This is a genomic window from Nitrosomonas sp. (genome assembly GCF_021731985.1).
Lineage (GTDB): Bacteria > Pseudomonadota > Gammaproteobacteria > Burkholderiales > Nitrosomonadaceae > Nitrosomonas.
The window spans coordinates 1-21,352 of sequence record NZ_JAKFWH010000019.1 but is presented as its reverse complement, the minus strand read 5'-3'; the positions used below and the strand labels follow the sequence as shown (position 1 = coordinate 21,352).

Genomic DNA, 21,352 nt, shown 5'->3' with positions numbered 1-21,352 from the left:
ATCGGTGGATGGCCTCGTTTACCGCTTACCGGATAGTGCGGGGCAATGACATTCAGCAGAGAGGGCCAAGGCGTTACCCCTTCGATTTCGGACAAAAAACGATCCCGTCGTGTTTGTTTCTTCTTTGTTGCATATTCCAGATCAGAAAAGCTTGATTGCATCGCTCTATTCCATATTTATCAATACGATGCATTTTATCAAACCTTTATGACCAAAGTCGATGTGATCGAATAAATCAGTGTTTCCTTAGCAAAAAAACTGAAATGTCACTCTGCGGTATGGGTTTTTCCGGGGTGGATGTTGATATTGCTGTTTAAAGTAGCTTAAGAGGCAATTATTTTGTACTGATCATTTTAATTCAAATACCACCGGTTTACCGGTGGTATTTGAATTATCAGCCCTTAAGCAGAATTAAAAATCAATTCCAAAAAGAATAACGTGAACGGAGAATTATTATTCCCAAACCAGCTAACAGTAACAGGTATGTCGTTGGTTCTGGAACAGGAGCCATGGTTCCGACAGTCACATAATCATATCGGGTATGTGACTCCCATATCGCACCAAGACCAATGCCGCCATAAAGATAGGGGTTAGGGCTGTTGTCAACAACTGGGCTGCTGGTGAGCGAATAACCATTGATGGAAATCCAGAACTGATTACCAACAGCCCAGATATCTAACACATTATCCCTGTTGTTAATTGGTACCACCGATGGATCTATAGTATCGCCAGCTAGAGCGAAGGCCGAATCGCCATCGACTTTATATAACCCCCATCCTGCTCCTTCATGAGAACCCCACAAAGGAGTTGTAAGCAAAATACTATAGTAATGCCCTGGCACAATCCAATCCCCGTTGTGGTCCTGCACTCTAAAATTTACGATGGTGTTATACCAGTTGTTGCCGCCACCATCCGCAATAAAATGGGTGGACAGATGATAGTCGGACCAATCGGTATTGCCTACGGCAGTTTCGATATTTGAATCTCTGCCTGTTGTGGAGCCATATGTATCAACATAACCACCTGCAACATCTGCGTATCCCCTTTGAATTGTCCAGTTAGGAGCGAGTGAAGTGCCGGAAAAGTCATCTGCCAGTAATATTTCTGCAATTGCTGGTGCTGACAAACTCAAACATAAAACCAGTGATGAAAAAATATTGCGGGTAAGTGTGATGTGATTGTTTGAAGATTTCATTTCAGCTCTCCTAATTTAAATTAAAAATTAGATATATAAGAATGATATATATCGCTTTTAATTATAGGGTGCCTGGCACTATTTTTATATAAGCAAAATCCTTATTTTTGGTTAGCGCTGATTGTTGAATTAGAAGCTTGATAACTTAATCTTTATTGCTTGGTTTCTCAGTTCTGGTTTTTTTACTCAAACGGCTCGATATCCAGTTTTACACCATTTTTTTCGTTTGCTTCGCTGTTTCTCGTAATGATCGCATAGCATGTAGTGATCTGATTTGCTAGTGCTTTTTCATCTAATCTATGCCGGAAGCCTAAGGCTTGCTCGCGATTGAAGTACCCGACTGTCCGGCTATTAATATCCACCCGGACGGTGTTGCTGTCGTGGGGATTGTCGTTATCCGGTATCAAATACGCTGTCAGAATGTGGGTTTTGAGGGTTGAATCTTCATCAAAGGTTATTGCATTTTCTTGTAGCAATTGATTGATCGCTTCCTGAAAGGATTTACCGTCAACTGCGAAAGCAAATTGTCCCAGTTCCGGCCAGGCGTAATAGCTGCTTGCTGTGCTGGTGTTTTGTCGTCCGTCGTCATGCGAGATTGCTGGCGGCTCTCTAGCTGCGATTTTGTCTCTCGATATATAGAGAATTACCGCTGAAATCAGGGCTACCGGGAGAATATGCGACTTGTCGACACTGGCGCCTGCCATTAGTCCGAAAATCAACGAGAATGCTAGGATTGATAATAGGCTCATTTCTTGTATTACCTCCTTTTATAACCGGAACGACCAAGATAACTTGCTTTGATTGCAGGAATTATCTTTCTCATCAATAGGTAATTTATTATTTTATTTTTTCAAAGCTTGTTCGATGGCTGACACAACCGTTGGGTCAGACGGTTTTGTGTGCGGACTGAAGTGCGCGATCAGCTTGCCGTCGCGGCCGATTAGGTATTTTTGGAAATTCCATGTTGGGTAGGTCCCCGACAATTTGGCCAATTGCACATAGAAAGGGTGCGCATTTCCTTTGATCACCGTTATTTTTTCAAACATCGGGAAGTTGACGCCATAGGTCAGGTGACAGAATTCCTGGATTTCCGTTTCAGTTCCCGGTTCCTGGCCCATAAAGTCATTGGATGGGAAACCCAGAACGACAAGACCTTGTTTCTCATACTGGGTATGCAGCTTTTCCAATCCTTCATACTGCGGCGTGTAACCGCATTTACTTGCGGTATTGACGATTAGCAGCACTTTACCGGAGTAGGTTTCACATAAATTCACTGTTTCCGGTGCCGCCAGTTTGCGAAAATTATGATCCAGTAGGGTACTGTTGCAGGCCAAAACCGGACTAATCAGGAAGGTCATGATCAAAGCGAGAAAAATACGCATAAGTTGTTTCCTCAATCGATGGGTTGGTGCGTCAAAGAAGAATGTGTTTGTGTTTATTTTATCCCACTTATCTTCGTTATGTATTAAGAAGCTTTTAAAGACCGTCATTTCGAGTAGAACGAGAGATCTATATTGTTGATTACCAAGGATTCCTTGCTATGTTAGAAATGATAAATGTAGATTATTCAGGTTTTCTTAATCGATCAATGAATCAAAAGCCGTAATCATTTTCTCTAATCCGTACGCAAAGCATCCACCGGATTCAATTTTGCCGCGCGCATGGCCGGTATCACGCCGGCGGCAAGGCCGATCAGCATGGATAAGCACAGCGCGCCGAACACAAAATCCCACGGAATATTCACTGGCAAACCGCTAATCAAAAATTTGAGCAACCCCGCGATACCCGTTCCGATGATCAATCCTGCCAGACCGCCGACAGTGGATAGCGCGATTGATTCCAGCAGAAACAACATGCGGATGCGCGCACGTGTCGCGCCTAATGCGGTAAGCAGGCCGATTTCCGATACGCGCTCGGAAACTGCAATATGCATCAGCGTGACCATGCCCACTGCACCAACCAGCAGGGAGATGCCACCTAGCGCGGCGACGGCGAACTTTAATACATTCAGAACCGTAGATAACGTGTTGAGCATTTGTTGTTGCGGCTTAACGGTGAAATCTTCGCGGCCATGCCGTGCCACCAGGATATGCTTAATATCATCGACTACCGCTTGCACCGGTGCATCCGAGTGGTAGGAAAAATTGATTTCCATGACTCCTTGCCGGTTGAATACTTCCAATGCACGGGCTGTGGGCACAAAAACCGTGTCGTCCAGATCAAAACCGAGCACATTCCCTTTGGACGCCATCACGCCGATAACGCGAAAGCGTGATCCACCGACTTGCAGCAAAGCGCCGAGCGGGTTGGCATCACCGAACAGTTCCGTGCGCACTTTGGAACCCAGCACCGCATACGCGCGCGGATTGCGCGGATCATCATCCGGTAAGAATTGCCCAATAGCGATTTGCATATTGAATGCCCGGGCGAAATCAGGTCCCTGGCCATACGCGGTTACCCGTCGACTTCGACCCTGTGCGCGGATTTCCGCATTGCCGATCACGCTGGCATTGGTATATTCCGCATAGCGGCTTTGTTTCAGCGCCATGCCGTCTTCTATCGTCAATAACCGCGCGCTGCCGATAGCGCCTAAGGAGCCGCCATGGGTATTGATTTTCCCCGGGGTAATCGTGACGATATTGGTGCCAAACTGGGTGAATTCCGCCAGCACGAAACGCTGAACACCATCGCCAATCGCGGTTAGCAGAATCACCGCTGCTATGCCGATGGCAATACCAGATGCGGATAAAATCGTGCGTAAACGATGCGCCGTTAATGAGCGGAAGGCAAATTGGAAAGTGTCGAGGGTGTTCATCTCTGGTTTAAAGGGGCATTAAAAATCCGTATTTCCAATACAAAGCAGTGTACCAAGATAGTAATGTGCCTGCTGAGCGTATGAGTTGCAGCGGCTAGAATCGAGAACGTGGGGGAAGCGTGGTTAACTTGTCACGTTTTTGTCACGTTCAAAAAGAAAAAAGGGGTTGGTTTTTAACTAACCCCTTGATTTATTTGGTAGGCCGTGCGAGATTCGAACGCGCGACCAATGGATTAACAGTTCGGGGCTCTATTGCAATCCAAGAAACAAAAAACGGGAGCCTAAGCCCCCGTCCTGGATTAAATCTAAATTAAACTGCTGATTCTTTTCTGCGACGTGCCATGAAACCCAGCAAGCCTAGACCAGCCAGTAGCATTGCGTAGGTTTCTGGTTCTGGAACTGCAGAGGTGAATGAAACCATGTCGAGTGAACCGCCATAGCTGTCGCTGATACCCACGGCGCTAAAGGTTAGCAAACCATTTCCATCGAAATTTACTATTTGTGAGAAATGTTGCCAAGAGTGATTGGATCCCGCATTACCAATCCCGGTCAGAACAGTTCCGTTAGCAATCCCATCGAATGAAAATGACAGATCATTGGTAGCACCTGTGCTCGGACGAGCTGAATACCAGAAGCTAAGTTCATACAAACCGGCAGCACCTGTTAAGAGCTGCGACATCGAACTGTTTGAGTGTGTGTCTAATTCCACAAAATTGCTTCCATCAAAAGCTGTTCCTGCAACGTTATTACGCAGCTCAATATTCGGGCTGCCATTCCACCCGGTAAGCGAGCTGTATATGTTCCAGCTTCCGTTCGATTGAGGATCAGCTTCAAAACTGCCATTCGTTACAAGATCGACTGCAGCAGAAGCTAACATCGGAGTCGCAAGCAACGCACCAAACACATATTTACTAAATCTATTCATCACAATCACCTATTAAAGTAGAGACATAAATTAATTCTAAATATTCAAAGCCCAATTTAAACTAACGATTTCTTTTGCTGCATAGTGTGCAGCCTACTGGACTTAAACCAGCCAGTGCTACCATGTGGCCTAATTTCTTCATTGCTTTCATTTCTAACCCCTTTTCCTAAAAAAAATAAAAATATCCGCTCTTCTACTGCTTGTACCTAACCATTCAGAAATCAGGTTTGTGAAATACCATTTTTAAAAATAATTGGTTACACACCAATAAACAGATCAGTGAATTGAACTGCCACACCATAATCATCTGTTTGTTGTTCTGTTCTCACCACTTTTCCTTCGCATTGAACATTAGGTTCCTGATTCAGGTGTATGGTGAGTTGAATCATTTCACTTTCTTTGAGAACCTTCTTTGTCGAAAAATAAATTCCGGTTGTACTAATGTCTCTAGATAAACCTCGTCCTTCTCTAAAAGTTACTAGACAACATAAATTAAATCGTTCATTAGTGCGTTGTTCGTTCACGATTGAGGTTCCGGTTCAATAAGAATAAGTTCTTGATACACATCTTATTCAAGATAGCAGCGCCTGCACAGTTACTTTATGATAACTTTTGCAGTTAACATTAATTAACTCTTGTGTTAACAAATGTTAATTTTCGTGCTGTAAGATCTGCCACCACACCATGCGACATATCACTAATATTAGGATTTTGATTTTCTTCAGAAAAACTACAGAAGTAGTGACCACGCAGCATCAAGCAGATTGCTTGAAATGCAAGATAGCCAGAAATTCGGGAAGGAATGTTTTTAGACGAGCCCTTTTTCTTTGAAAAGGATTGCCAGTTGCAGGCGATTTGGGACTTGTAGCTTGGTATAGATGCGATTAAGGTAAACTCGCGCAGAACCTTCGGTAATTAGCAGTTGGCGCGCAGCCGATTTGTTGTTGTGACCTGATGCGATCAAAGTAGCCAAGTTCATTTCGCTAGGTGATAGCTGAGCCGCAATCGACTGGTGCTCCGATTCACGCCGCAACATCTGCTCAAATGCATGTTTCATCGAATTGCGCTCTATCCATTCGCCACCAGACTGTACGCGCCGCAAACATTGCATGATGAGCGCTGTAGCCATCTCTTTCAATAGAATGCCTTTTACGCCGGTTCTTATAAGATCGCAGGTTTCTGCTTGACTTAATGCAGAAGTCAGAATGATAATTTTTGCCGAATTCTCTGTTGCGGCATTTACTTCACGAATCAAATTTATCCCGTTTGTTTTCGGCAAATGAAGATCCATCAGCACCAAATCGGGTCGTTTCTGTTTCAATATTTCCGTAATGCCGCTCGCTGAACTCAATTTATCGACAACCTCGAAGTCGCTGCTAGCTTCCAACAGGGCGTTCAATCCCAGTAACGTGATGGGATGCGAATCGATCAACAAGATGCGGGCAGATTGCTGCGTTTCTTCGGCGGTCACTATAGTTTTTTTCGTTCTCAGTCTGATAGTTGTAAAAATAGATTCATAACCTTTTCGTTATGAATGTGCTTACATGGCAAATACAGAAAGCACATGCATTCCGTTCAGTAGCTTGTGTTTACGGCTAGGAAATTTGAAAATTGAGGTTCATCTGTATGTCGTCAAACCAATTGGGATAGATGGCTGCCTGAATTAAGAGACAATATGAAATACTGGACGAGATTGTCACCAAAGCCGCGTTGAAGGCGCATTGAGTTAAAAAAAGACAAGCCATTGATACAAAGGTATTATTTGTGAATAACCCTATAGCTCAGTGTGAGCTGCTGATTAACAGTCTGGCATTGACATTGTGTTGCGCTGCAATCTCAGATAGAGGTTTTGCATTTAGACTGGTTGCAAAACGATTACATTTTTCAGAAAAGAAAAAGGGATTAGCATTTAACTAACCCCTTTATTTATTTGGTAGGCCGTGCGAGATTCGAACTCGCGACCAACGGATTAAAAGGTGTTTTAACTAACTGTTTTTATTAATATTAGGCTCGTCAGTGCTCGTCAACACTCGCCGACAATCGTCATTTTTGTCACGTTTTATTATTAATAATTGTAACTCTACAAATGCAGCGTAGATAACATTCGATCATGCAGTACACGCACTACCACAATTCCGTAATTTGTTTGCCGGAAATATATAGCATGTCGCCCAACTTGACTACGGCGATACCCTATACGGATACGATCGCAGGGTGTTGCCATTTCCGGATTCTCCGCCAATTGACCAAACGCTTCTGTCAACTTGTCTGTGTAACGATTTGCCTGTTCCAATCTCCACTCTTTGAGTGTGTAAAGCCAAATGGTTTCCATATCGCGTGCAGCTTCGGGTGTTAACCGATATTCAGCTGACTTTGACATGTTTGGCGGTCATTCCTTCTTTAAACAAATCTCCGTCAAATGGCTGTGGTTCACCACTCTGTTCGCCTTTGATTAACTCGCTACGAATGGTATCGATTTCAGAATTGCGAGCTTGATCGCGCCGAATCAGATCTCGGATATATTCACTGTCATTGGTGAAGTCACCGCCCTCAATCTGAGCCTTAATCCACTTGTCTTGCTGGTCGGTGACAGTGATGGTTTTACGGGTTGTTCCCATTTTATCCTCCAAAGGTATGTGAAATGATCATACTATTGCAGTAAAATAGCATGTTCTTGCTTCCATGAAAAGATGAGAAACCTTGTCTATTTTTGGAACATAATATTGCTAACTTAAGTTAAACCTGGATCCTCTTAGTTAATTTTGCTGCAAATTGGTATAAACAGTCGATCAAACAACTGAAGTAAGAGTACCGGTGACCGTAGAATTCTTTCGTAAATGAGTATATCTCTATAACTTATGGAATAAATTTAAACCTTCTTTCTGTGCCAAACATACCGGCTTTCACTCCGCTATCTGTCATGGCTGGCTATACCATGTGGATCGGCCACCGCCATGCCGGACAAGTAGGCCTTTTTCCACCAGTGAACCAAAAGTTGCTTTCAATGTGTTCGGGCTTGCGCCTGTTTCGCGCACCATGTCGCGGGTTGTGACGCGGCCATGGCCCTGAACATAATCTAGGATTTTGACGGCCAATTCGGGCAGGACGGCCAGGGCATTCTTTTCGCGCTCCACTTTCGTGGCCAGGCGGCGCTTTTGCTGCTGCAAAGCACGCATGAAAAACATAAGCCAAGGTTGCCAATTCGGGGCTTCACTACGAATTGTGCCTTGGGTCTGACGCAAGGCGAGATAATGCCCTTCCTTGCTGTTCTCAATCACGCTTTCGAGCGACGAATACGGCACATAAGCATATCCGGCCTGCAATAAGAGCAAGGTCGTGAGAACACGGCTCAGGCGGCCATTTCCGTCCTGGAAGGGATGGATTTCCAGGAACACTACAACGAACACGGCAATCATCAGCAAGGGGTGAATGCGCTTTAGCTCGCGGGCATCGCGCAACCAGGTGACAAGTTCTGTCATCCGGCGCGGCGTATCGAACGGCGTAGCCGTCTCGAACACGATACCAATCATTTTTCCGTCTGCGTCAAAAGCGCCCACATCATTGCGCAGGGTTTTATATCCGCCCCTGTGCCGCTCATCCTTCTCACTGTAGCGCAGAAGATCGCGGTGAAGCTGTTTGATATGGTTCTCGGTGATGGGAATATCCTGCCAAGCTTGGAAAATCGTTTCCATGGCCTCTGCATAGCCAGCAACTTCCTGCTCGTCGCGTGTCTCGAATTTCTTGATTTCCAGCTTGCCAAGCAGGTGCTCAACCTCGCGGTCACTGAGCTTATTACCCTCAATGCGCGTTGAAGAGCCGATGCTTTCAATCGTGGCGATGCGGCGCAAGGCTTTCAACCGATCCGGTGCCAAAGTGCCAAGGGCACGCCAGGCACCCTTAAATTCGTCTATTTCAGATAGTAAGGCCAGCAATTCATGCGTGATTTGGATAGTTTCGGTTTTCATCATACCTGAATATATACCCGATTATGCTGGAATGTCCATCGGAATAGTTGCCGGATTATGCCGGATACGCCATCTAATATTTCGTACAAAATACTTTTTATTAGTCCCCCATTTTAACTATTGTTAAAATTTGTTATCAATTATTTCCAGCAGGTATGGTTATTGATATTGTTTGAATTTACCAATCAAATTTTCAACGTTCTTTTATTCTTAGGCGCATCTATTAGCGTTAACGTAGCTTTCTCCCCATCATACGTAATGGCTACATCTTTCCCAGCAACAGGTTTGCCATCAACAGCATTTAATTGATGCACAATATAATCCTTATTGACCTGCTGATAAAAAACAGCATTGTCTTTATCAACATGAATAATTTGTCCTTCATATTGTTTTTTATCACTCGGAGTTTTAGCTAAATAAATATTGTAGACACCCGGCTTGATACCATCGTCAACCTTCTTGATAGTGCCAATCGTTTCCCATTCATTATTATTTTGAGTTTGTAGAATCTTTTGTCCATTCATTACAATCATTCGTAGCTTTGGTGGTGTTGTCATTTCAAATTAGTTATAAGTAGGAGTGCTAGCAAGACCAAATTATCCCGCTTCCTGTTGTCCGGCGATCTCATCCAGGATTTTGATGAGATCGAAAGACTCTGATCTTTCCATGCCGTGCAAAAAGGCAATCAATTGCAGTGCGCCGCTCCCCTTGGCTGAGAAGCTGCCATCTTGCAGTGCTTTGATGGTGAACTGAACGATATTGGGGCAATTTCTGCCTTGCTCAAAATAATCACTAATCTTGGTTTTTAGTAACTCTTTATTATCGTTAGACAGATCGCGCATTAAATCCTGTGGCTTGCGTTTGTCTTTTTTAATCAGATTGTAAATAGAGTCCAGCAATGAAGGCGAGGTACCTTGTTTTTGATCGCTGTTACTACCAGGAGTGGCATTGGATCTGTCCCCAGTACTGGATACATGATCATCCGCAGAATTAGATGGGGGCGTTTTTTTAAGCTTTAAGAATTTACTGAATTGGTATACATCCAATCGTGATATTTCTTCTTGTGTACTGAGTGCCAGCCAAGTGATTACTTCATCCTTATTGGCTTTATACAGTCTCGTTAAATCATAGAGTGCTGTGACATCCGTGCAACGGCCTGTTCGATACACTTCTGCGAGTGGATCAGGTAGATCAAGTAATGCGGCGTGCATGGTGATATAAGGATTGGTTTTGCCAATGAGTCTGGCAATTTCAGACTTGGTTTTACCACCCGCCAGTTGTCGCCCAATAAAATCAGCAATCTCTCTGGAGGTTAAATCATCTCTTTGTAGATTCTCGATTACCTGATCGGCTTCACTGTAATCAGTATCAATGAATGCAGGAATCTTGGTTAACCCGGCATTGATGCTGGCACGATAGCGTCTTGCGCCATGATTAATGATATAGGTTCCCGGTTTATCCGGATTGGGGCGAACCGATATCGGTGATTTCACTCCGCGTAATTTAATCGTCTCCGTTAATTCTCGTAACGTTTCCTGATTAAACTCCTTCCTGGGTTGATGAATATCTTCGCTGATCAGCGTGATGTCAATTTCTGTCGCGCCGATAGGCGCAACAAGCCCTTTTTTATTATCCTTTTTTCTTCCTGTCATTTTAATCGTGGGCTTGGCTGATGTTCGTTATACTGGGCAAAAATATTTATTTGGATAAAATAATTCTACCATTTTATGATTAGAAAGATAGAAACTATGGATGCAGTCATCGACAAATAATACCGCATACGTTTTCAGATTCTCTCGATTTTCCATCAGTTATTTATCTTCCTCTATTCATGGCATTCTAAGGTAACTATTAATATTAAGTATACTTATACAAATCAAAGATGTAGTTAATTATTAGTTTGATTTCTATTTTAAGCCTATTATTAAAAATTAGCCATGGAATAAGTATATAACGAAACTATTATTTCGCCCTCCATTGAATTAATGAATTTGTGTTTTTATTTTGGATTAAAATAGCAGCAATACACCTGCAAAACAATGGTGCTGATTAGTTAAGCTGCTTAAACCCTAAAAATGGCAGGGCTATTATATGTACAATTTAATCTTAATCACAAATATTTTGCGTATCCTTGACGAGAAGGATATGACTAAATCAGAATTGGCAGAAAAGGCGGGGGTCTCCATCTCTTTCTTTACCGATCTGACCAATGACAAAGCCAATCCATCACTCAGAATTATAGAAGCGGTCGCAGAAGCATTGGAAACTCCACTGCCGATGCTATTGGATAGTTCGGATATGAGCACGGCTGATCTTGAAGCATTAACCAATCGAAAGCTAAAACATTTGCCTAAAGGTTTTGTCTGGAAAGGGGGTGTCTTGAGTGAATTTGAAGCGTATCAAGTTGAGCAATGGGATAAAAAGAACAGAGCATTTTTATTAAAGAATAAAAGTAAGAAATAAAAAAGTAATAACAATCAGTAAAGAAAAGTATTGCAAAAAATATAATTACGTTATATTGTAATGTCGTGTGTAAGTTGTTGGAGTATTCGCATGACATCGCAAGATCAATTACCTCACATCACAACCGTTAAAGATCGCGCAAAGAGCAAGCTGGAGCGCGATGCACGGGAAATACTATCCGCACTGCAAGATCCTGAGACGGTTGAAATCATGGTCAACGCCGATGGCCGTATCTGGCAAGAGAAGCTGGGCCAGAAGATTCAACATATCGGAAATATCCAGGCTGCCCAAGTTGAAGCCGTTATCAAAACGGTTGCAGGTTTCCACGGTAAGGAAGTCAATCGATTCAATCCGATGATCGAAGGTGAATTCCCGCTCGATAATTCACGCTTTGCCGGTCAACTACCTCCCATTGTTTCATCCCCCACATTTGCCATCCGCAAAAAAGCCATCAAAATCTTTACGCTTGAGCAATATGTGGAAGCCGGGGTGTTGACGCCCAGACACTCTGATGTCATCAAAGAGGCTGTGCGCAATCACCGCAACATTCTAGTCATTGGTGGCACCGGATCAGGAAAAACCACTTTGATTAACGCCATCATCAATGAAATGGTTCGCAGTGTAAGTATTACGACGATTCAGTTGCAGTTAATTTGAGTAGGAAACACCTTTAATCGTAAGTACGATCCAAGTAACTGCAACCTATTGATCCGGCCATTAAAAAGATTTATTAGAATCTCCGTATTCCGGACTTATTTGCTATGAAAAATCGAACTGTTTAATGACCGACTCTATAATACTGCGAAGCTGTATGAGGTATTCACTGTCATCCAAACCTCCTAGATTGTTAGCGTGATCGCCAAATATCTCAAAAATGGAGGCTCATGATCGTTTTTCTGTAGTTTCCTCTACCTAACAAAATTCAAACTAGAAAATGTGATTCCGCAGATTATATTATTTTGGTTCTATCAATTCACACGCCATTTTTAATAAGTCTAATTGTCAATATCATATTGAAAGTAGGGCAAATATCCTATTGAGTGGATTTTAAGCCTAGTTATAATGGCTGACCTTTCTCACTGAGTCAGAATGGAATTTCTACTACAAATGAACTGTTTTCCTTGTCGGAGTTAGGAGTCATCAGCTTCAATTTAAATGCCACTACTCAGAACGTCAATTTGGGTAATGGTAATGTGCAAACCGCTGCTGCGGCGCATTTGACGGTGGATGGCACCGGCCAAACCGGCAATTTGGATCTGGCTAACAATCCGTTCTATCGGGAATTCGTGGATACCATCCCGCTTACGGAACAAGCGCTTAATTTACCGGATAACAAAGGCTCAGGATGGGTGCGGGATTTGCGCGAAGCGGCTAGCTTGTCCCTTATTTTGGTAAGTCAAAGTTTTGTAAAAATTCAGCAAGGAATTTTGCAATGATAATGAAAACACCACTAGGATCAAAAATAGGTTTTTTTCTGTGCGTAACATTTTCTTTGAATGGGTGCGGAATAAATTCTGATAGGGAATCAATTATCGACATAAGTCATATCAGAAATATGAAACTTGAGAGCTTAGTGAAATTAAGTGATATTTCCAAACAAGATTGGAGTTTGGTTTGTGTTGTAACGGCTTACCCAGGGAGCTTAGCCACCATAGAACAAGATGGGGACAAACGTATAGAAAGAATCGAAAGTAAAGCTATAGATTTAGACTTAGCATATAAAGAAGGGTATTGGCATTTAATGTTTGAGCGAGAAGGGGAAGTAATTGTTAATTCTTTTAAGAGATCAAACGAAATAGATGTAAAAAATACGAAATTTACTACCGACCGAATGAAAATATTCAGTCACCAACATTTTAAGCCTAGTAAATGTGTTGAGAAGCCCCGAGCGTATTTCTATAAATTTAAAGAATCAGAAGCGAATAATCCCAACTTTATAGTATTAGGAGAATTGCAAAAATGAGCACACTCAATACAGTATTTAAGCAATATGAGCAAGAGGCTTATGCGTCTTATGAAAGAATCAGTTGAATAACGCTTGATAAAAATACGGATGGAACTTTTAAGCCTCAAGGCGTTAATGATGCTCTGGATGCTTATCGACATGCCTATGTCAGTGCGGTAATGACGCGTGATTATAATAAGATTGTTGCACATGTGGCAGGAACCGCGCACGAAGTCAGGGGAGAATTATTTGGAGGGCAACCTGCTGGTGAGCGAAACATGGATTTATGGAATAACTCCAAAGGACGGGATATTGGCAGTGCTGAGCCTTCAAGAACGGCGATCGCACAAAAAGTATATGACGCTCTCCAAAATGGCGAACTGATTACTGAGCCGATTACAGATACACGAAAATCCTCTGAGTTATACGCAGAATATCGTGGCGTCAATACACTATTAAGTGCAATCAACAATCTCTTCCTGCAATTCAAAAGCTGGACCCCACCGCGCACCGATCCCTTAGTACTCGACTTGGATAATGATGGGATTGAAACCATCGGTATCGGTGGCACAGTGGTAATGTTCGATCACAATGCCGATGGCATTAGAACCGGAACCGGCTGGGTTAAAAGCGATGATGGTTTTCTGGTGCTGGATCGTAATGACAATGGCACGATCGATTCAGGTCGCGAGTTATTTGGTGTCGATACCATGAAATCCAATGGTGCGCTCGCTACTAATGGATTTGAGGCATTGTCTGAGCTGGATTCCAATGGTGACCAGGTATTTGATCAAAATGATGCGGAATTTGCGCATGTACAGGTTTGGCGTGATTTTAATCAGAATGGAATTTCCACTGCAAATGAACTATTTTCCTTGTCGGAACTCGGGATCGTCAGTTTTAATTTAAATGCCACCACTCAGAACGTCAATCTGGGCAATGGTAATGTACAAACCGCTGCTGCAGCGCATCTGACGGTGGATGGTGCCGGGCAAACCGGTAATCTGGATCTGGCTAACAATCCGTTCTATCGGGAATTCGTGGATACCATCCCGCTTACGGAACAAGCGCTTAATTTGCCGGATAACAAAGGATCAGGATGGGTACGGGATTTGCGCGAAGTGGTTAGCTTATCCCCTGCGGTTGCCAATGTTTTAACGAGTTACGTCGGTCAATCGAATTATGTAGACCAAAAAGCGCTACTGGATGACTTGATGATGGCTTGGGCAAACACCTCGACGATGAAGAACAGTGTCGAACAAGCAGCCGATCAAGGTTATTTCTTAATTTATTTAAAACCCAATCAATCCTGGTCGGAACACGATACGCACATGGGTTATTGGAATACGACGAACACTGCTGTTTTAGATGCGTTGAATCCTACCACGCGTGCAGCCTACGAAACATTACAACAGAACCAGCAAGAACTGGTGGGTATGATCAGCGTGCTAGAGCGCTTTAACGGAACCCCGTTGGTAACAGTCGGCACGGATCGGGTAACGCTGGGGAATGAATCTCAGACAATAGTAAGCTCGATTCCAGATGTCGCAAATTCAGAAAGAGTTTTTGTATCGCTCTCCACTCAGCAAATTGAGTTTATGCAGCAAAGCTATGAGACGCTAAAAGAATCCGTTTATGGCAGCTTGGTGTTGCAGACGCGACTTGCGCCGTATTTAAACGAAGTGGTGTTGGATGCGAATGAATCCGGGCAAGTGTTTGTGAATTTCTCCGTGCTCAATACGGTACTTGACAATCAAAAGATCGCAAATCCTGCTGCTGCATTAGCCGATCTGATCGAATTGAATAAATACGCAGGTACTGTATTGCAGGAAAATAGCTGGACTGGCCTGGATATGCTCCGCAGCTGGATTGATCAGAACGCTGCAGGCACACAAACGCAGAGCATCCTGCAAGATTTGGGCGTGAGTATCATTGAACGCGGCGCTTCTCCCGATGACATCGTATTTAGCAGTGCAAACAATACCAATATCAGTGGATTAGCTAGCAACGATGTTCTTTATGGCGGAGGCGGTCGTGACTGGTTGACGGGTGGTGATGGTGATGATGTTTTGCGTGGTGATGGCATTTATGCATTGGATGCGATCGAGTTCAACGACGGCACCCTTTGGAAGGGTGCAATGATCAAACAGATGGTCATACAAAGTACAGCAATACAGAAGCAATGAAGTAGTCGGTACAGTGTATCGATTAATGCTGACAATTAACCCCTCAACACAGGAGAGGATCTTGCTGAATCACCTCAAACAATATTTTGTGCTCTGGTTTGTTTTTATCGTCACGATCATTTGGCTGGTCAACACGTTTATCCTGGATGATCACGTTGAACGCCACGAACTGCCGGACGATTCGGTAATCGTGATAGTAGGACAAGAAAATAAACACCGCTTCAAAGTGCCGGTGGATTATTTGTACGATCTTATGATCATGAAAGAGTCTTCAGCAAAGCAATTCGGTGTATCAAATACGAAGTTCAAGAAAGCTTATCGAGGTGGTGATTATTTTTTTGTTTACGCCACCTATCCCGACATGAAGCCGGTGGATCGTTCGAATGACAAACCAGGATACGGCAATAAACTCACAATCAGCATCGGCGTAGACAACGGACCATCACCACTAGATGGTAAAAAGTATGGTCGTAGTTATCTTTCGTATCAAAAAGATCCAGGTGGTGGCATTGTTCCAGAAGGTTTTGGAAGTAATGATGTTGTTAAATTTGAAGATAGTGCAGGAGATGTTGACAGATATTTTTATCAAGAAGGGGTTTTCTTTATGCGCTGCGATAAAAAAGAAGCCGCCGAAGATTATTTTCCATCGTGTCAGATGTATTCAAGTTATAAAAACTTAGAGTTGTACGTGGCTTTTTCAAAGCAGTACAGAGCTGAATTTCTCAGGATTGAAAGCCTTGTTCAAGAACTATTTGCATCATTTGAAAATAACTAAAGGAGTGTTGTAAACCATGCTGAACCATGATCTGACACAAACGGATATACAAGTAATGAGAGACCTGAATAATCAAGGACGCACGGGCGAAGCGTGGCAAGTACTATCTTTTCGGGGGGATCGCTACGCTGACAATGCAGCGGCGGTTACCGGAGTGCCAAGTGCCGGCACGGCAGGTCATGAAATGAATACATTTGTTCGCATGCATTGGTATCAAGTCGCTGGAAAAGAAGCGTATGAAACTAAATTTGCTGAAGTTGCAAAAATACATCTTAATAATTACCTAAATATAATCTCAGAGAACTTGAACAACGGAAATTCCACCTGGCCCAACACACGGCAAATTGAAGAAAGTTACAGGGATGCTGTTGTTGTTAAAAATGGGTTATCTCCTCAAATAGCCATTGATGGCGTCATAACGCGGGTAATCGGGCAAGTTCCAGTACTCAACAAACTGGATTGGCATTTTTGGCTTGGCATCGAGCAATCGCGGGTTGTATCTTCATCGGTATTCAATGACATACCGACAGAACAGGCAATAGCACGGTTGATCACGACCCTGTCTTTAACCCTGCATGCGCTATCACCTGTGGGTTTAGAAGGTTCTTTTCCTTTACTCAACACCCTTTTCCTTCAATTCAAAAGCTGGCTCCCGCCGCGCACCGATCCATTAGTACTTGACCTGGACAATGACGGCATCGAAACCATCGGTATCGGTGGCACAGTGGTAATGTTCGATCACAATGCCGATGGCATTAGAACCGGAACCGGCTGGGTTAAAAGCGATGATGGTTTTCTGGTGCTGGATCGTAATGACAATGGCACGATCGATTCAGGTCGCGAGTTATTTGGTGTCGATACCATGAAATCCAATGGTGCGCTCGCTACTAATGGATTTGAGGCATTGTCTGAGCTGGATTCCAATGGTGACCAGGTATTTGATCAAAATGATGCGGAATTTGCCCATGTGCAAGTTTGGCGTGATTTTAACCAGAATGGAATTTCCACCGCGAATGAGCTGTTCTCCTTGCCGGAATTGGGAATCGTCAGTTTTAATTTAAATGCCACCACTCAGAACGTTAATCTGGGCAATGGTAATGTGCAAAACGCTTCTGCGGCGCATCTGACAGTGGATGGCACCGGCCAAACCGACAATTTGGATCTGGCTAACAATCCGTTCTATCGGGAATTCGTGGATACCATCCCGCTTACGGAACAAGCGCTTAATTTACCGGATAACAAAGGCTCCGGCTGGGTGCGGGATCACCACTCGGAAAAGCTCGCTGCTGCAGCTTGATTAAGAAAATTTAACCCTTCCAACAACCGAAGAAATAACGATGGGATTTGTGAATGAGAAATTAGCGAACGGTGAATGTCAAGTGATTGATTATAAATTTGATATTTTTCTGGAATGTACGGATGGAGGAGGACCTGAGGGTGATCCTGAAAAATTTAACCTGGTTTTTGAAGGGGGAAGTGTCAATTATTGGAGTAATTGACATGAAAATCATCAAAGTCTTGTTGAGCATATTGATTGTTCTAACCGCTCTTTCTTTTCCTATTGATTATCTCAGACAAAGTCCGCTAGTGAGGGAAATCGCACAATTAGAGGCCCCCGTTAGATTTCTAGATGAAGTTAGGTTTGATGCGTTGGCAGAGAAGTATATACCATTGGGCATCGAGAAAGAACAAGCTATTCGTCAGCTTGAATCCTATGGTTTCAATATTATTAGAAGCGATATAGTTCCTCGATTATTAAAATGTGAACAGTGTGACAAAGAATATATTTTTGCAAGTTATCAATTTAAAAATATATACATTATTCCATCATATTTGGTATCGATTCAAATAGGCTTCCAAAATGGACGGGTCAACATAATAGCGGCTGTATTATTTCATAGTCATGATTTTATCCTTTAATTTCAAATATCATAGGTCTCTAAATGGAAAAAATTGAAGTTGTTTATCGCGAACTTTCTCCTGGTTTGAATGTTTATCACCAGTTTATTTTGTATACAAATTCGGCTGGTGCGCAATACGCTGCGAGTGGTTGGCCGGAAACTAAACTAAGTGGAGGTAATGGTATGGGTACTGGCAAGATTACAACTACTCAAGGGCTATATGAGGCTCTAGACTAGCAGAAACAATCTGTTAGTCTAGAAAGATGTTAAGAAATAGCAAATTAAGTGATTATTCTGCTAAAAAAATAATTCAATGCTTTTGCATTGATATACCAGCCAGCAAAACAGCACTGCTATTGGGTAAAAATCGTAACACGATTAATCGCTGGTATGGCATATTCAGGCAAGTAATTTGCCGCCATCAGACTGCCCTTAAAGACAAGTTGTTAGGCAGAGTGGAAGTTGATGAAAGCTATTTTGGTGCGAAACGGCATCGTGGTTATCACGGCAAACTCAAACGCGGTCGCGGTACATTAAAACAACCTGTGTTCGGAGTGTTTGAGCGAGATGGCAGGGTATACACCGAAATAGTACCGGACTGTAAACGCTTGACCTTACAAGCGGTAATACTGGGTAAAGTGTCGATTGAAAGTGTCATTTATAGTGATGGCTGGCGTGGCTATAATGGTTTGGTAGATGTGGGATACTCCAAGCATTTTCGAGTATCGCATGGTGACAATGAATTTGCCCGTGATGGGCATTGCCACATTAACGGTATTGAATCGTTTTGGAGTTTTACCAAGCAACGATTGGCAAAGTTTAACGGCGTATCAGTTAACTTTGAGCTGCATTTGAAAGAATCTGAATGGCGCTGGAAAAAACAACCTGATGAACTTGCTAGTGAACTATGGCAACTCGTTAGATATTATTAACCTCTGATAGTCTAGAGCCTAATTATTTTTATGCCGCACATGAGCGAAAACTGATTCACTCGTTTATCGAATCGTCGAGATGCTGCTACAACAAAGCCCCGAATTTGAGGCACTGCCGAAGAAAGAAATAAGCTGTAGCAATTCAGAGCCGATGCAAGCGATGGTCTCGCTGTAGCCATGGATTTCCAGCGTTTGTCGGTGGATTGATTCAGGGTGTGTTTCAGGCGACTGTGACAGTCTATATCGATCGGATGAAGGCTTATGACGATCTTGTGGGCAAATGCTGCAAGGATGATTGATCAGTTTTTCTCAGGATCAGTTTCACCGATGCTAGCGTACGCGACTATCTTGCTTTACATCCATTGAAGACAAAATCGAATTGCGCCCTGGTGACTGTGTTTTTACGTTGAAACAGCTTAGCTTGTTGAAAGCACTTAATGCTGTGGCACTTTCCAGGAAGCTGACGCCAGCGCATGGCAGCTGAGCACTAGCAGCTCCTGATCGGCATGATTCTGATGGGTATCAGAGGCGGTGTTTGCAACACCGTCAGTGCTATAAGGAGTGAGCCTAATTTTCTTGAAAACTGTTGGTTCGTTGGTGATGTCGACAGCTAATTGCCTCTGTCGTGCGGGCGCTTCCATGCAGTATCTGCCCCATAAATCACCCCTCCGTATCTGGTTGTACATTACTCCAGGATACTGGGGGACTAAACAGCTACAAAAATTGATTTCGCAGTTTATATTATTTTGGTTCTATCAATCCATACGCCAATATTAATAGGTTATATTGTCAATATCTTATTGAAAATATGACAAATATCCTATTGCTGGAATTTTATACCTAGATACAATGCCTGATCTTTCCTACTGAGAGTGATAAAAGATACAGGAAAAGTGATCAATGTTACCAATAATTTTTATGAAGATGGTGGTGGCATTTATGCATTGGATACGATCGGGATTAGAATTTTTAAAAGGAGAACCCATACATGTTTGGTTCATGGCTTTCAGATGCACTTTTTATTGCAATCATTTTTATCGCGTACATAAATAAATTTTTCTATGAAGGATGGAATTCTACTCAAGAAGAATGGCATTTTTATCAGAAAATTTGGGAGAAGCATAGCAATGGAGGTTTTTTATGATTGATTATCCATGGAATTATCTTTTATTTATATTTGCTTTTTTGGTTGCATACATTGATAAATTCTTTTTCATGAAAGACGGAATCATACTCAGTATGGATGGAATCTTTCCTAAAAAAATTGGTAACAGAGTGGAAGATAGTAAATGGGCGCGGATACTTTCCAATATTTCTTCTGCAGCTGCTGTAATTTTTGTTATTGACATGTTCATTAAATTTCTTCAGCAAGAAGCGGATAAGATTCAACAACAAATAGGAAACCTACAATGACCCAAAGAATGCTAACAAATCAGGAAATCACAGAAATAGCAGGAACAGTTGTATCAAAAATTGAAGAAACAGGTTCTGTATTTAATGCGATGAATGACTTGACTGTCGGTGGTGCTCCAAAAGTCACATTGACCACGATGTCGGCAGTAACTACATTAATTTCTCTGATACCTGCGGCTACTAATAATTTACCTATTGCCATGCCATTAGCTAAAGTCGCTCAAGCTTTTGCTGCCGGTGCAGTTGGGCAAGAAGCAGCGGATGGTACTTATACTTGGAAGGATGTTGCAGCCTTATCGACAGCAATTGCATCGACACTGGCAACAATTCCAGAGCCAACTGGGACTACCAAAATTGCGGCTGCAATTTTTAGTATTCTTGGTATGGGTATGCCTATACTCAATCAATTGGGGTATACGATCGGATCTAAATTTTATGATCTGACAAACTCACCCACTGCAATCAACAATCTCTATCTGCAATTCAAAAGCTGGACCCCGCCGCGCACCGATCCCTTAGTACTCGATTTGGACAATGACGGTATCGAAACCATCGGTATTGGTGGTACGGTAGTCGTGTTCGATCACAATGCCGATGGTATTAAAACCGGTACCGGCTGGGTTAAAAGCGATGATGGTTTTCTGGTGCTGGATCGTAATGACAATGGCACGATCGACTCAGGCCGAGAGTTGTTTGGTGTTGATACCATGAAATCCAATGGCGCGCTCGCTACTAATGGTTTTGAAGCATTGTCTGAGCTGGATTCCAATGGCGACCATGTGTTTGATCAAAATGATGTGGAATTTGCCCATGTGCAAGTTTGGCGTGATTTTAACC

Annotated in this window: 26 protein-coding genes and 2 pseudogenes; 14 read left to right on the top strand and 14 right to left on the bottom strand. The window is 42.9% G+C overall.

All coding sequences use genetic code 11. The features are described from left to right. From QZ942_RS02635 to QZ942_RS02575, 13 genes and pseudogenes are all read right to left on the bottom strand, one after another. A pseudogene (locus tag QZ942_RS02635) lies at positions 1-161 on the bottom strand (IS5/IS1182 family transposase); the annotation flags it as partial. Between the two features lie 257 nt (positions 162-418). Then, positions 419-1,195 carry a PEP-CTERM sorting domain-containing protein gene (locus tag QZ942_RS02630; RefSeq protein ID WP_292993092.1) on the bottom strand — a complete coding sequence of 259 codons (777 nt, stop codon included), beginning with the start codon at positions 1,193-1,195 and terminating at the stop codon, positions 419-421. 182 nt (positions 1,196-1,377) lie between these two features. Continuing rightward, entirely contained in the window at positions 1,378-1,944 is a 567-nt protein-coding gene (locus QZ942_RS02625) for a hypothetical protein (RefSeq protein WP_292993091.1), read from the bottom strand. A gap of 93 nt (positions 1,945-2,037) precedes the next feature. Beyond that, a complete protein-coding gene (locus tag QZ942_RS02620) occupies positions 2,038-2,577 on the bottom strand; it encodes a glutathione peroxidase (RefSeq protein ID WP_292993090.1) in 540 nt (179 codons plus the stop codon). 233 nt (positions 2,578-2,810) lie between these two features. Next, a complete protein-coding gene (locus QZ942_RS02615; RefSeq protein ID WP_292993089.1) occupies positions 2,811-4,010 on the bottom strand; it encodes an ABC transporter permease in 1,200 nt (399 codons plus the stop codon). A gap of 310 nt (positions 4,011-4,320) precedes the next feature. Continuing rightward, a complete protein-coding gene (locus tag QZ942_RS02610; protein ID WP_292993088.1) occupies positions 4,321-4,935 on the bottom strand; it encodes an FxDxF family PEP-CTERM protein in 615 nt (204 codons plus the stop codon). A 257-nt stretch (positions 4,936-5,192) separates the two neighbouring features. Continuing rightward, on the bottom strand, positions 5,193-5,459 hold the full coding sequence (locus QZ942_RS02605; RefSeq protein ID WP_292993087.1) for a PilZ domain-containing protein: 267 nt from the start codon (positions 5,457-5,459) through the stop codon (positions 5,193-5,195). Positions 5,460-5,743: 284 nt separating this feature from the next. Then, positions 5,744-6,406, bottom strand: coding sequence for a response regulator transcription factor (locus QZ942_RS02600; protein WP_292993086.1), 663 nt, complete (start codon positions 6,404-6,406; stop codon positions 5,744-5,746). A 609-nt stretch (positions 6,407-7,015) separates the two neighbouring features. Beyond that, positions 7,016-7,315, bottom strand: a complete 300-nt coding sequence (locus QZ942_RS02595) for a type II toxin-antitoxin system RelE/ParE family toxin (protein ID WP_292993085.1) — start codon at positions 7,313-7,315, stop codon at positions 7,016-7,018. Beyond that, positions 7,299-7,553 (bottom strand): type II toxin-antitoxin system ParD family antitoxin, encoded by a 255-nt coding sequence (locus QZ942_RS02590; protein WP_110382533.1) that lies wholly within the window; start codon positions 7,551-7,553, stop codon positions 7,299-7,301. The genes QZ942_RS02595 and QZ942_RS02590 overlap by 17 nt, the downstream gene beginning before the upstream one ends. Before the next feature lie 300 nt (positions 7,554-7,853). Then, positions 7,854-8,903 carry a Fic family protein gene (locus QZ942_RS02585; protein ID WP_292993084.1) on the bottom strand — a complete coding sequence of 350 codons (1,050 nt, stop codon included), beginning with the start codon at positions 8,901-8,903 and terminating at the stop codon, positions 7,854-7,856. A 182-nt stretch (positions 8,904-9,085) separates the two neighbouring features. Further along, positions 9,086-9,457, bottom strand: a complete 372-nt coding sequence (locus tag QZ942_RS02580; RefSeq protein ID WP_292993083.1) for a KfrB domain-containing protein — start codon at positions 9,455-9,457, stop codon at positions 9,086-9,088. Between the two features lie 39 nt (positions 9,458-9,496). Beyond that, the gene (locus QZ942_RS02575; protein ID WP_292993082.1) at positions 9,497-10,552 is read right to left on the bottom strand and encodes a ParB/RepB/Spo0J family partition protein; all 1,056 of its coding nucleotides are present in this window, start codon (positions 10,550-10,552) and stop codon (positions 9,497-9,499) included. A 439-nt stretch (positions 10,553-10,991) separates the two neighbouring features. Between QZ942_RS02575 and QZ942_RS02570 the strand changes: the two genes are divergently transcribed. From QZ942_RS02570 to QZ942_RS02520, 11 genes are all read left to right on the top strand, one after another. Then, positions 10,992-11,363 carry a helix-turn-helix domain-containing protein gene (locus QZ942_RS02570; RefSeq protein ID WP_292993081.1) on the top strand — a complete coding sequence of 124 codons (372 nt, stop codon included), beginning with the start codon at positions 10,992-10,994 and terminating at the stop codon, positions 11,361-11,363. 90 nt (positions 11,364-11,453) lie between these two features. Continuing rightward, the gene (locus QZ942_RS02565) at positions 11,454-12,020 is read left to right on the top strand and encodes an ATPase, T2SS/T4P/T4SS family (RefSeq protein ID WP_292993080.1); all 567 of its coding nucleotides are present in this window, start codon (positions 11,454-11,456) and stop codon (positions 12,018-12,020) included. 464 nt (positions 12,021-12,484) lie between these two features. Then, positions 12,485-12,799, top strand: a complete 315-nt coding sequence (locus QZ942_RS02560; RefSeq protein ID WP_292993079.1) for a hypothetical protein — start codon at positions 12,485-12,487, stop codon at positions 12,797-12,799. Positions 12,800-12,801: 2 nt separating this feature from the next. Beyond that, positions 12,802-13,326: a hypothetical protein gene (locus QZ942_RS02555; protein ID WP_292993078.1), complete on the top strand. Its 525-nt coding sequence runs from the start codon at positions 12,802-12,804 to the stop codon at positions 13,324-13,326. Positions 13,327-13,487: 161 nt separating this feature from the next. Further along, positions 13,488-15,494: a hypothetical protein gene (locus QZ942_RS02550; protein ID WP_292993077.1), complete on the top strand. Its 2,007-nt coding sequence runs from the start codon at positions 13,488-13,490 to the stop codon at positions 15,492-15,494. A 61-nt stretch (positions 15,495-15,555) separates the two neighbouring features. After that, positions 15,556-16,269: a hypothetical protein gene (locus QZ942_RS02545; protein WP_292993076.1), complete on the top strand. Its 714-nt coding sequence runs from the start codon at positions 15,556-15,558 to the stop codon at positions 16,267-16,269. Positions 16,270-16,285: 16 nt separating this feature from the next. After that, complete coding sequence (locus QZ942_RS02540) at positions 16,286-17,566, top strand: hypothetical protein (protein WP_292993075.1); 1,281 nt, start codon at positions 16,286-16,288, stop codon at positions 17,564-17,566. A 40-nt stretch (positions 17,567-17,606) separates the two neighbouring features. Beyond that, positions 17,607-17,768, top strand: coding sequence for a hypothetical protein (locus QZ942_RS02535; RefSeq protein ID WP_292993074.1), 162 nt, complete (start codon positions 17,607-17,609; stop codon positions 17,766-17,768). Position 17,769: 1 nt separating this feature from the next. Then, positions 17,770-18,189, top strand: a complete 420-nt coding sequence (locus tag QZ942_RS02530; RefSeq protein ID WP_292993073.1) for a hypothetical protein — start codon at positions 17,770-17,772, stop codon at positions 18,187-18,189. A gap of 23 nt (positions 18,190-18,212) precedes the next feature. Continuing rightward, on the top strand, positions 18,213-18,407 hold the full coding sequence (locus QZ942_RS02525; protein ID WP_292993072.1) for a hypothetical protein: 195 nt from the start codon (positions 18,213-18,215) through the stop codon (positions 18,405-18,407). 26 nt (positions 18,408-18,433) lie between these two features. Next, positions 18,434-19,102: an IS1595 family transposase gene (locus tag QZ942_RS02520; RefSeq protein ID WP_292993071.1), complete on the top strand. Its 669-nt coding sequence runs from the start codon at positions 18,434-18,436 to the stop codon at positions 19,100-19,102. A gap of 434 nt (positions 19,103-19,536) precedes the next feature. Here the strand turns inward: QZ942_RS02520 and QZ942_RS02515 are convergent, their stop codons facing one another. After that, positions 19,537-19,743 carry a hypothetical protein gene (locus tag QZ942_RS02515; protein ID WP_292993070.1) on the bottom strand — a complete coding sequence of 69 codons (207 nt, stop codon included), beginning with the start codon at positions 19,741-19,743 and terminating at the stop codon, positions 19,537-19,539. 347 nt (positions 19,744-20,090) lie between these two features. Here QZ942_RS02515 and QZ942_RS02510 point away from each other — a divergent pair, with 347 nt between their 5' ends. The 3 genes and pseudogenes from QZ942_RS02510 to QZ942_RS02500 all read left to right on the top strand — a co-directional run. Next, entirely contained in the window at positions 20,091-20,246 is a 156-nt protein-coding gene (locus tag QZ942_RS02510) for a hypothetical protein (protein ID WP_292993069.1), read from the top strand. Next, positions 20,243-20,515: a hypothetical protein gene (locus tag QZ942_RS02505; RefSeq protein ID WP_292993068.1), complete on the top strand. Its 273-nt coding sequence runs from the start codon at positions 20,243-20,245 to the stop codon at positions 20,513-20,515. The genes QZ942_RS02510 and QZ942_RS02505 overlap by 4 nt, the downstream gene beginning before the upstream one ends. Further along, a pseudogene (locus tag QZ942_RS02500) lies at positions 20,512-21,352 on the top strand (hypothetical protein); the annotation flags it as partial. The gene QZ942_RS02505 and the pseudogene QZ942_RS02500, both read left to right, overlap by 4 nt.